12 protein-coding genes are annotated in these 11763 nt (G+C 43.7%); 10 read left to right on the top strand and 2 right to left on the bottom strand.

The window, feature by feature from the left end:
* The first annotated feature begins 16 nt into the window (after positions 1–16).
* The 5 genes from ACIG3F_RS10870 (at position 17) to ACIG3F_RS10890 (ending at position 5817) form a co-directional block, all read left to right on the top strand.
* Positions 17–511, top strand: a complete 495-nt coding sequence (locus ACIG3F_RS10870) for a flavin reductase (protein WP_005246437.1) — start codon at positions 17–19, stop codon at positions 509–511.
* Positions 512–774: 263 nt separating this feature from the next.
* The gene (locus tag ACIG3F_RS10875) at positions 775–2028 is read left to right on the top strand and encodes an MgtC/SapB family protein (RefSeq protein ID WP_396470056.1); all 1254 of its coding nucleotides are present in this window, start codon (positions 775–777) and stop codon (positions 2026–2028) included.
* A 105-nt stretch (positions 2029–2133) separates the two neighbouring features.
* Entirely contained in the window at positions 2134–3819 is a 1686-nt protein-coding gene (locus tag ACIG3F_RS10880) for a phosphoethanolamine transferase (RefSeq protein ID WP_396470044.1), read from the top strand.
* 1 nt (position 3820) lies between these two features.
* Entirely contained in the window at positions 3821–4492 is a 672-nt protein-coding gene (locus ACIG3F_RS10885) for a response regulator transcription factor (protein ID WP_396470045.1), read from the top strand.
* A 5-nt stretch (positions 4493–4497) separates the two neighbouring features.
* Positions 4498–5817 carry a sensor histidine kinase gene (locus ACIG3F_RS10890; RefSeq protein ID WP_396470046.1) on the top strand — a complete coding sequence of 440 codons (1320 nt, stop codon included), beginning with the start codon at positions 4498–4500 and terminating at the stop codon, positions 5815–5817.
* Positions 5818–5844: 27 nt separating this feature from the next.
* Here the strand turns inward: ACIG3F_RS10890 and ACIG3F_RS10895 are convergent, their stop codons facing one another.
* Positions 5845–6555 carry a phosphatase PAP2 family protein gene (locus tag ACIG3F_RS10895; RefSeq protein ID WP_120385344.1) on the bottom strand — a complete coding sequence of 237 codons (711 nt, stop codon included), beginning with the start codon at positions 6553–6555 and terminating at the stop codon, positions 5845–5847.
* Between the two features lie 39 nt (positions 6556–6594).
* On the bottom strand, positions 6595–6981 hold the full coding sequence (locus tag ACIG3F_RS10900; RefSeq protein WP_005107001.1) for a diacylglycerol kinase: 387 nt from the start codon (positions 6979–6981) through the stop codon (positions 6595–6597).
* A 188-nt stretch (positions 6982–7169) separates the two neighbouring features.
* Between ACIG3F_RS10900 and ACIG3F_RS10905 the strand changes: the two genes are divergently transcribed.
* The 5 genes from ACIG3F_RS10905 to ACIG3F_RS10925 form a co-directional block, all read left to right on the top strand.
* Complete coding sequence (locus ACIG3F_RS10905; RefSeq protein WP_396470048.1) at positions 7170–7904, top strand: thermostable hemolysin; 735 nt, start codon at positions 7170–7172, stop codon at positions 7902–7904.
* Positions 7905–7942: 38 nt separating this feature from the next.
* On the top strand, positions 7943–9460 hold the full coding sequence (locus tag ACIG3F_RS10910) for an AMP-binding protein (RefSeq protein ID WP_396470050.1): 1518 nt from the start codon (positions 7943–7945) through the stop codon (positions 9458–9460).
* A gap of 38 nt (positions 9461–9498) precedes the next feature.
* Positions 9499–10350 carry a TauD/TfdA family dioxygenase gene (locus tag ACIG3F_RS10915; RefSeq protein ID WP_396470051.1) on the top strand — a complete coding sequence of 284 codons (852 nt, stop codon included), beginning with the start codon at positions 9499–9501 and terminating at the stop codon, positions 10348–10350.
* Between the two features lie 54 nt (positions 10351–10404).
* Entirely contained in the window at positions 10405–11205 is an 801-nt protein-coding gene (locus tag ACIG3F_RS10920) for an SDR family oxidoreductase (RefSeq protein ID WP_396470052.1), read from the top strand.
* A gap of 240 nt (positions 11206–11445) precedes the next feature.
* Positions 11446–11763, top strand: a 318-nt coding sequence (locus ACIG3F_RS10925; protein ID WP_396470053.1) for a helix-turn-helix domain-containing protein, incomplete at its 3' end; no start/stop codon positions are given.

The raw sequence follows: 11763 nt of genomic DNA on the forward strand, positions 1-11763 counted from the left end.
ATATTGGAATACGGTGATGGTTGAAGCGACAGACTTTAGAAACGCAATGTCTTTATTAACAAGTGCAGTGAATGTAGTAACCACGATGGGAGATTCAGGTCGTCATGGTTTTACTGCGTCTGCCGTGTGTAGCGTGACCGACACACCACCGACATTGTTGGTTTGTATGAATAAATCATCGCGTTCTTATATCAACTTTGTTGAAAATAAAGTGCTGTGCGTAAATGTACTCAGTGCAGATCGAGCGCATCTTTCAAATGTTTTTGCATCTTCAAAATTCAGTTCTGAACAACGATTTGAACAGGGTGAGTGGACTGAATTAGAAACAGGTTCTCCTGTACTTCAAGATGCACTGGTGAGCTTTGATTGTGAAATTGGGCAGATCCAGGAAGTTGGTACACATACGATTTTGATTTGTCCGATTGTTGCCATTCAACAGAATCAGGAAGATCAAGCCCTGGTTTATTTTAATCGTGCCTATCATCAGGTCGGGGAAACAGAGTCTGTCTAATCCTGGAGCTGATGTAGGATTAAAATATTTTAGATTTAAAAGCTTATTAACTTCCGTAATTTTGATTAAACTGATCTACTAAGAATAAGGAGTTAGGTAGACCATCAACAAGGATGAATGGCGGACTAATGCAATAATTTACAGCTATCTATAGCCTAGAATTTAAAGATACAGCAGTTAAATTGATGTGCTGCTTTAAAAAACTGTTTATATACTAAAAATACGTACAGTCACTGGATGACACAAGGTGAATGCTCTTGAATATGCTTTTGCAAAGTTTATCTTTTCAGGAATTACTGACCATCATGCTGTCGGCATTAGGCTGTGGGCTTTTAATTGGGCTTGAGCGTGAACGTCATAAAAACAATAACAATGAGCAGAGTTTTGCAGGATTAAGATCATTTACGATTACAGCCTTATTGGGGGCTTCATGTTTCCTTTTGCATCTTTATATTGGAGTAATAGGAGCCGTCGCGGTCAGCCTGTTCTGTGTGTATAGCCTGTTTCAACAAAAACAAGATATCGGTTCTACCACTGAACTGGCTTTTTTGATGACCTATATCATTGGCGCTGTTTGTGTATGGAATATTCCACTTGCTGCAGGGATGGCGGTACTACTCACGATCATCCTGATGGGCAAACAGACACTACATCAATTTGCCGGAAAAACGATCCAAAGCTATGAGTTAAGAGATGGGCTACTTTTATTGGCTTTGATATTGATTGCGTTGCCGGTCATGCCCAATAAGCCCTTGTGGGGCGCCGTACTAAATCCTTATATCATCTTGAAATTACTCATTTTAATCTTGATTGTTCAGTCCATGGCACATGTGGCAAAACGAATCCTGTCCAATGATAAGGCTCTCATTTTATCTGCCTTAGCCTCGGGGTTTGTCTCCAGTACGGCCACGATTGCCAGTTTGGGCATGCAAGTCCGATCCGGACAGGCCAGTGCTAAATTAAATGCAGGTGCTGGATTGATCTCCTGTATTGCCACCTTATTACAGCTCTTGCTGATTGTTCTGGGAGTGAGCGTAGAATGGTTCAAGTTCTTGCTGATTCCGAGTTTGGTAGGCATCGGAATTTTATGTATTGCTGCCGGATTCTTGATTTATCGAACTCCCCAAGCGGATAACAGTACGACCATCAATGAAATACAAGAAATTGATAGCCGGATGTTCAGTATAAAAGAAGCAGTAATTATTGCGGTAAGTTTGACCTTAATCCAGGCTGGGATTTACGGTGCGAATCTTTTACTGGGGGATAGCGGCTTAATTTTAGGCACTTTTTTAGCCTCTTTATTTGAAGTGCATGCTGCTGTAGCAGGTGTGGTGATACAGGGAAATCCTCACAACCTGACTTTAATTTATGCTGTCATGATTGGACTTGCGGCACATGCGGTGTCTAAAAGTATCAATTCTTTTGTGACCGGGGGATGGAAGTTTTTTCTGTATTTTGCGCCTAGCCAGATTCTACATATGTTAGGACTTATCTTTATTCTTCTGAGTTTGAAATAAAGAAGAGCGGGTTTGCATATATTATGAAATGATCCAATCATTTTAAGTCATTTTTAAGATTCAGATTCTAGGCTAAAGCATCTTAAAGTCTTTGAGCCACGGATCATGCTGAAGCTGTTTTCCCATTCGTCCTTTTTTAGTCAGCGACCTAAAAAGTCGATTAGTCTTTCAGGCTTCAACATGTTGCTGGCTATGTGGCTGGGATTGATCCTAAACTTTGCTTTCTATCAGAAAATCCATGAATTTACGCCTTATGCCAATCTAAAAGCAGGTCTGTTACTGGTCGCTACGGCGCTGATCATTATTGCGTTTTACAATCTGGTATTACAGTGGCTGAACTGGAAATGGAACGCCAAAATACTGGCCAGCGCCCTGATCATTCTGGGTGGTTTCAGTGCTTACTTTGTCAATAGTCTGGGGGTCGTTATTACGCCAGACCAGATCCAGAATATGCTGCAAACCGATGCCCGCGAAGTTCGTGATCTCTGGTCAATGCGACTGGTGATCTGGACACTGGGATTTGTAATATTTCCACTCGGCATCGTCTGGATGCTTCAAATTCAGCCTGCATCGCTGGGGCGTAAAATCTTACAAAAAGGCTTGAGCAGTGTAGTCTCACTCGGACTGATTCTAGGCTTATTGTTCTGTTTCTATATCGATTATGCGGCCATCTTCCGCGAGCATCGTGATCTGAAGGGAATGCTTTCTCCACAAAATAGCATCGCGTCCACCTTGTCCTATTATAAAAAGAAAGCACCTAAAGCGAATTTACCTTTGGTGGCTTTTGGCGAAGATGCTCATCTGTTACAGCAGGCCCAAATGCAGGATCATCCCAAATTGATGGTGCTGGTTGTTGGAGAAACTGCACGTGCCGAGAGTTTCGCTTTAAATGGCTATGCGCGCAATACCAATCCTGAACTGAGCAAGTTATCGGTAATTAATTTCAATCAGGTCAGCTCCTGTGGAACTGCAACAGCCGTTTCAGTCCCTTGTATGTTTTCGGGCATGTCACGTAAAACCTATGATGAACAGCTAGCCAGCCACCGAGAAGGTCTGCTGGATATTGCGCAGCGGGCCGGTTATCAGGTGACCTGGATTGATAATAATTCGGGCTGTAAAGGTGCCTGTGACCGGGTACAAAAATACCAGATTCCGGCACAACTGAAACAGAAGTGGTGTGATGCCGGTGGTGAATGTTTTGATGAAATCCTAGTGGATAGCCTGAAAGATTATCTGGCACATCTGGATAAAAACAACCCGACCCCACAATTAATTGTACTGCATCAGATGGGTAGTCATGGCCCCGCATATTACAAGCGTTCCAAAGCGCCATATCAGCCATTTCAACCGACCTGTAATACCAATGCTATTCAGGGCTGTAGTACAGAAGAATTAAAGAATAGCTATGATAATTCGATTGTATATACAGACCATGTTCTTGCCCAGATCATTGAAACTTTAAAGCAGCAGACTCAATATCAGACCGGTTTCTGGTACCTGTCTGATCATGGAGAATCCACCGGAGAGCATGGTTTATACCTGCATGGTGCTCCTTATAGCATGGCGCCCACTCAGCAAACCCATATCCCAATGCTGATGTGGTTTTCCGATACCTGGCAACAGTACAATGCCCGGCAGCTAAGCTGTTTAAAAACACAGACCGGACAGGCACGCAGTCACGACCATCTTTTCCCCAGCTTATTAAGTATGCTGGATATAAAAACGCAAGTGATTGAAGCTAAAAATGATATGCTTGCACAATGCTCATCATCATTAAAAAACAGAGCTTGAAATGCATAAAATACTGATTATTGAAGATGACTTTATGATTGCCGAGTCGACTGAAACATTGCTTAAACTGCATCAGTTTGAGGTGTACTGGGTCAATAATGGGATTGAGGGTTTAAAACAGTTACAGCAGCAGGTCTACGATATTGTCCTGCTCGATTTAGGCTTGCCGATGATGGATGGCATGCTGGTGCTAAAGAATATCCGGCAGAAGTTTCCTAATTTACCGGTACTGATTATCTCCGCTCGGGATCAATTACAAAACCGGGTAGATGGGCTGAATCAGGGAGCAGATGATTACTTGATTAAACCCTATGAGTTTGAGGAACTGCTGGCCCGTATTCATGCCTTAATACGCCGTAGTGGTTTAAAAAATACCGGGATAGATACGAATAAGAAATTATCACACAGTGGTTTGGAACTAGATCTGGAGCAGCATATCGCTCTGTTTAATGGACAGGCTATAGAATTATCCAACCGGGAATGGTCTATCTTAATGGCCATGCTAAATCATCCGAATAAAATTTTTTCCAAGAATGATCTGGAAGACAAGCTTTATGATTTTGACAGTGATGTCAGCAGTAATACGGTGGAAGTCTATATCCATCATCTGCGGGCAAAACTAGGAAAAGACTTCATACGTACCATACGTGGGCTAGGGTATCGCTTAGGATGAGCACCATGCAAAAACGTTATTCCTTGCAAAAACGTCTGGTTATTTATATTTCATTATTTAGCGTGGTACTGGGCTGTGTGCTAATCTTTGCAGCATACCGGATTGCGCTCGAAGAAATTAATGAAGTACTGGATAAACAGATGCAAAGTCTGGCAGAGCGCATTTCAGAAAATCATCCGCAACCCTTACAAAGCCAAATTGATCTGGCAAAACAATACAGTGAAGAAGATTTATTTGTAGATATCTGGTCCTATGCAGATACAGCCACTTCCTTGCATCCGCAGGATGTTCTGGTGGCACCGGTCAGGAAAGCAGGTTTCTACAAGCATCAAACGCCCTATGGAACCTGGTTAACTTATATTATTCCTGGTAAACAATTACAGATTCAGGTGAGCCAGCAGCAAAATGTCCGGCAGGAACTGGCTCTGGAGCTGGCAGCCAATATGTTTCTTCCCTATGTGCTTTTTTTACCTTTTGCAGTATTTGGCTTAGGCTGGATGATCCGGAAAAATTTTCAGCCCCTCAATGATTTTAAAACTGAATTGGCCAGCCGCAAGGCACAAGACTTAAAGCCAATTGCAATGAAAGATTATCCCTTGGAGCTGGAACCGACCATTCAGGAAATGAATTATTTGTTTGGCCGCATTTCTCTGGCCCAACAGGAACAACGTCAATTTGTAGCAGATTCTGCCCATGAATTACGCACGCCACTGACAGCACTAAACTTACAGCTGCAAATTTTGCTACAGCAGTTCCCTCAAAGCGAGTCTATCCATAATTTGAGTCAAGGCATTTTGCGTATGCAGCATCTGGTCAACCAGTTATTGAGTCTGGCAAAACAGGATGTGACCGAAGGTTTAAGCGAACCTGTTCAATTGCTATCACTGAATCAAATGACAGTCACCTGTATCGAAGAACTAATTCAATTGGCGCTACAGAAAGACATTGATTTGGGCGTAGAACAGCAACAGGAACTGCAGATTCAGGGCCAGGTTTCAGCTTTGCACTCGATTATTTATAATTTAATTGATAATGCAATTAAATACAGTCCGAAGGATGGCGTGATTAATGTATCTATTTTCCAGCAAGGACGGCAGGCGGTTTTACAAATTGAAGACAGTGGGGCAGGGATAGATCCTGCTCAATTCAATCAGATCCGGCAACGCTTCTACCGGATACATAACCATGCAGAAATTGGCAGCGGTTTGGGTTTATCCATTGTAGATAAAGCCACCGAGCGCTTGGGTGGAACACTAGAATTTTCGCGAAGTACCAATCTGAGTGGCCTTTGTGTACAGGTCAAGCTTCCTTTAATCGAAGCCTAAGCGAATAAGCTTCTGGTTTTTTTGGAGTTAAGGTTGCCTGATACTAGAGAGTATAGGAGTGGTCTTTTCTATGGGTAGTTTATGGCTAAACAGCGTATAGCCAATGACATTCATGCACCAGATAATCCAGCCAGTCCATAAATTATGACTCAGGAAATGTGCTCCGCGCATCATTTGTGCCCAGCCCATGGTCAACCCTAAAATTACTGCAGCGATCAGAAGAAAATAAGCACGCTTGCGGTTAGAAATGCGATAAACAAAATAACCAGCCATCAACGCAAAACCACTAGATGCATGCCCTCCAGGAAAACAGTGGCCCGCAGTAGCACTAAAATCCCACAAAATCCCGTTATGGGTAGGTATGGTCATATCCCAGGGACAGGCATGGGCCGACTGAGATTTTAAAATTCCGATCGAGGCCGTGGTCAGCACCACCATGCTAAAGAAATAGCCAAATTCCCAGCGCCGCGTATGCCAGTTCTGCCATTTTAGTGATGCCAACCAGGCCAGTAATAATGTGATATACACCAGAATCAGCAGGTCTTTCACATAGCGATGATTGAGTTCTGCCAGTGCCCATTGTTTTCGAAGGGGAAATTGACCATGATCATCGATAAAGGGATAGATGAGCTGTAAGTCCAGCACTCCTCCAATGTCAAAGAAGTTGAGAAGAATCAAAAAACTGAAGATCAAAAGTAAAGTTTGGGTCAGTAAAAACCGGGAACGGTCAGTGATCATTTTTAAGTTGTCCATTTCAGGCAGTAGCAAGAGCAGAGGTCAAATCAAATGACCAGCCAAAATGATGCCCCAGGTCAGGGCAATTAAACTAAGTGCTACAAACTGAGCCGCACTGCCCATATCCTTGGCATTTTTAGACAGTTCATGCCGTTCCATGGAAATACGATCTACCACTGCCTCTATCGCTGAGTTAATCAGTTCAATGATCAACGCCAATAGGCACACGGCGACCATGAGCGCTTGCTCAACTCGGCTAACTGGCATCCAAAAGCTTAGAGGAATCAAAATAAGATTAATCAGCAGGATCTGCCGGAAGGCGGCCTCATTTTGAAAGGCGGTTTTAAAACCAGCCATGGAATAACGGGTCGCATTAAAAATACGCTGCGTTCCTGAGGTGCCTTTATAAGGTGATCGGTAGGAAGACATAAAGCAGATTCAGTCAATAGAGAGATAGGAATAACTTAAATTTTCAATCTTAAAATGCTCTTAAAAAAACCGGCCGTTCTCTGGATTTTTTATACACATAGCTTTTACATTCTTTTGCACAAAATTAAGAATTTTTTAAGTTTGGACTTCTATCTTGAGTAGCAAGTTAATTTCGTGGTGTGAGCCAAATGATCAAGTTTAGTTTTGATCCTTATTTATCTAGTCAGATTCACTTTCTAAATACATATTTCAAGCAGCCTGAATATAAAAAACAAATCAATCACAATAAATTTTTACTACAAGTACCTCCGGCGTATCCGGTAATTTCAGCACAGGATCAATCGCTACATTTGACGGTCGAAACTGTAGAACAAAGCGAGACACCTGAACGCCGTAGCCTGGAAAATTTTATTCAGGAAAAATATCAGCAAGTCCATCAGGCCACTGTATCGAGCTTCTCTTCGACCCTGTTTGCCGGTTATCACGGCTCCGAGATGCAGGTTGTGATTGGTATGCAGCATTTAAATAAAGCCTATGCCTTTCTGGAACAGTATCTCGATGAACCCGTTGAAAACATGTTAAGTAAACTGAGCCAAACCCAGGTCAGTCGAGACAAAGTGGTAGAAATTGGCAATCTTGCAGCACTAGATATGGACAAAGCCAAATTGATGGTAGCGTTTCTGGTTTTTCATCTCTCGCAGCAACACATCGAATGGGCAGTATGTACAGGAACAGCCGCTGTGCGTTATGTGCTGCAACAGATGGGATTACGTTTTCATGTGCTGGAAAAGGCTGACCCGCAAGTCCTAGGAGAGGCACAGCACCTGTGGGGCAGCTATTACCAGCAGAAGCCTTATGTGCTGGCGATTGATGTGGCAGAAGCCCTACAAGTCGCTCGTCAACTTTATCAATTTAGTCATTAAAGCATTTTGCTTGATTACCGAGGCACAGAATTTAAATGATGACTGCTTTATTTGAACGTATCAGACTGCAAGCACGACAATACCCGCAACGAGAAGCTGTGGTCACCGCACAAGCAACGCTGAACTATGCGGAACTACAACGGCGGATAGAATTATTGAGTGCCAGTTTTATGCAGCTTAATCTGCGACGTCTGGCCTTGTGGGGCGTAAATAGTATGGACTGGATTGTGGTCGATCTTGCCGCACAAAAAGCCGGCATGACTGTAATCCCTGTTCCTCTATTTTTTACTGCAGCTCAAGTACAGCATCTGCTTTCCGACAGCCAAACCGAGCTGCTCTGTATTCTGGATGAATCTTTCTCTGCACCAGAATGGCTGTTAAATCTGGCTCAAGACATGAGTGGAGATGAGATATTTATTGCTGGCCAGCTACATGCACGCTTTTTTCAGCTAGAGCAGGCAGTACAATTTTCACTTTCTTCACAAACCCAGCAGCCGGCAAAAATTACCTATACCTCTGGCAGTACCGGAACACCGAAAGGCGTGTGTCTGGCAGAAGATACCATAGAATCAATTACTCATTCACTCAGTCAGGCACTGGCCAGCAGTCAGCTTGGGCGGCATTTGGGCCTGATTCCATTCGCCACCTTGCTGGAAAATATTGCCGGCATTTATGTCGCACTGGGGATGGGGCGCGCTGTAGTAGTCGGTGAGGTGAGCCAGTTCGGTCTGGTATCTAACCATACTTTTGATACAGAGCGGTTTGTAAATGCAGTGCAGAGCTATCAAATCGAAAGTGTGATTTTATTACCGCAGATGCTGAAAGCGATTGTGGAATATAGCGCTGAACACGGTGCTGCAGGTTTCAAGACGCTGAAATTTATTGCGGTCGGTGGAGGGAAAGTCTCTGCTGATTTACTCAAACAGTGCCAGAAACTTAACCTTCCGGTTTATGAGGGGTATGGCCTGTCCGAGTGTGCCTCGGTAGTCAGTCTGAATCTGCCGGGTGCATGCCGCATTGGCAGTGTGGGTCGGATTTTACCGCATGTCGAAGTTGAGATTGCAGCCAATAGCGAAGTAGTAGTGAAGGGTAATGCCATGCTGGGTTATGTCAATGACATGACTGCGACACCGTATATTCATACGGGTGATGCCGGATATTTTGATGAGGATGGCTATTTGTACATTACCGGACGCATCAAGCAGATGATTATCAGCAGTTTTGGACGCAATATTTCTCCGGAATGGGTCGAATCCAACAGTCTGACCGAGCCGGAAATCCAGCAGATTGCCATTTTTGGCGAAGCCCAGCCACATCTTTCAGCCGTGATTTATGCCCCGGATGATACGCAAGACCAGCAACTGGCAGCAGCACTTCAGCGGGCCAATAGCCGGATGCCGGACTATGCCCAGATCAAATACTGGTGCCGTGCTCCCGAGCCATTTTCTTTAGACAACCAGATGTTGACCGACAACGGCAAACTGCGCAGACAGCAGATTCAGCAAAAGTTTCAGGCTGAACTGATACCGGACGAGTCCCAACTTAATTTTGCCTAATTCACAGACCCATTGACCTGTTGAATGAGAGAGAACACATGAATATTGCACAGCAAGCTTTGTACACCACACCTAAACAGATTAAAACGCAATTGGTAGAACAGGGTTGGGTTTTGTTAAGACATGAACACTATGACGTGACCTCGTTTAGTGGACTCATGAATAGGCTATGCGAACGGCTGACCTATGATCCTGCACGCGAAAATGTCACTCGTCAGTCCCAGAAAGTTGATGCAGGTAGCCAAGCCATGGGGCTGCATATTGAAAATGGCACGACGCCTTTACCGCCCGATATCATCGCCTTTTTCAGTGAGAAAAGTGCTTCGCGCGGTTCGCAGACTACCTTATGTGATGGACATGAAGTCTGGAAAAATATGTCGGATGCTCTCAAGCAGAAATTTGCCGAACCGATGACCATTAGCCGTTATTTACCCAAACCGATCTGGCAGAAATATGTGGCCACTGCCTTGAATATTGAAAATGCAGAGCAGGTTGGACAGCAGGAGCTGGAACGCTTTATCGAGATGGTGCCTGGACAGCGGATCAGTCCCGCACATGATGGGGGAGTGCACTATCATTTAAATATGCCGATGGTCCGCCATGACAATCTCAAGGGTGTTCCAGCCTTTGCCAATACCTTACTCGGGCCTTCTTACAATTATGAAAAACCCTGTTTTTATTTTGCTGATGGTTCAGAGATCAGTTCAGACTTACTCGCAGAACTGGCAGAGCGTTGTGAAACCCAGACCTCAGAAATTGACTGGCAGGATGGTGATCTGGTGATCATTGATAACAAACGCTTTATGCATGGCCGACGTGAAATCTTGGTGCCACTTGAGCAGCGTAAATTGTATATCTGTATGGGACTGGGCCTGAATCCTGACTTTTAAGCAAAGCAGGAAGAGGCATTATATTAAAAAATTCAACGATAAGAGAAGTGATCTATGTCCAATTTAACAGCAGTTCTTCTAGGTGCGACCGGTGGCATTGGTCAGGCCATTGCCGATATTCTCGGGAAAAATGGCCTGAATCTGGTTCTGGTCGGACGTAATGAACACACTTTGCGAAAATTAGGTGAAAAACTGGCACAGCGTTATCCGGATATACAACTGCAAGGGATCTGCTGTGACCTGGCCGAGCAGCACAGCCGTAACGAATTACTGGGTGCGCTGGCCGAACTGAATACCCCCATTCACTATTACATCAATAATGCCGGTATCAATGATTTCAGTCTGTTCTCACAGCAGGCACAGGAAATGATGGAACAGATGATGCTGATTAATGTGGTCTATCCCTTGCAACTGGTGCAGGGCATGATTCCACTGATGTCTAAAAATCAGCCAAGCCAGATCATTCATATTGGCTCTACCTTTGGCAGCATTGGCTATCCGGGTTATGTCAGTTATTGTGCCAGCAAATTCGCCTTGCGCGGTGCTACCGAAGCCTTGGCACGTGAGTATGCTAAGACCTTAATTCAATTTCGTTATTTTTCACCAAGGGCAACGATCACGGAGATGAATGATGCAAATGTTACAGAGATGAATCAAGCACTGGGCACTAAAATGGATGATTCTGATTTTGTCGCACAAGAGTTTTATCATTTTTTACAGAAAGACTGTCAGTCCTATCAGGTTGGTTATCCTGAAAAAATCTTTGTGAAGGTGAATCAGGTTTTACCCAATATCGTTTCTGGTTCGATTGAAAAAGATCTTGATACTATTTATAGATATGCTGATCGAAAATAGCTTTGGTTTTGGTAATCCGCCATCTATAAAAGTTCCCAATATTTTTTTAACGGCTAGGTGTATACATAAGGTAAATGCACAATAACTTTGTAAGAGTGCTGTCGCAGATATCTGATTTAACATAATATACATTATACGAAATCAATCTGTTAGAACCCATTTAAAGTGTCTATATTCTCACCAATAAAAATGTCTGGTTTATGATGGTTTTTATCACCATGGACTGGATATAAAATATAGATGCTGATCACTATGTCTGACAAAGAAATTCAACGTCTTGCAGTTCTGCAAGACGTTCGAGATCATCGTATTACCCAAGTCCGTGCTGCTGAAATCCTGAATCTTTCCACCCGTCAAATTACCCGGTTATTGCAGAAGCTCAATCAAGATAGTGTTTCAGGCATGACGCATGCCAGTCGTGGTCAACCGGGTCATCGTCGCCATGACGTTCTGTTAAAATCAGAATGTCTTTCCATTATTTCTGAACATCTGCTGGGCTTTGGACCTACCTTGGCGCATGAGAAGCTCAGCAGCATGTTTGACCTGAATATCCCGGTA

Origin of the sequence: Acinetobacter sp. NPDC052428 (assembly GCF_044547685.1) — a bacterium.
Classification (GTDB): domain Bacteria; phylum Pseudomonadota; class Gammaproteobacteria; order Pseudomonadales; family Moraxellaceae; genus Acinetobacter; species Acinetobacter lwoffii_G.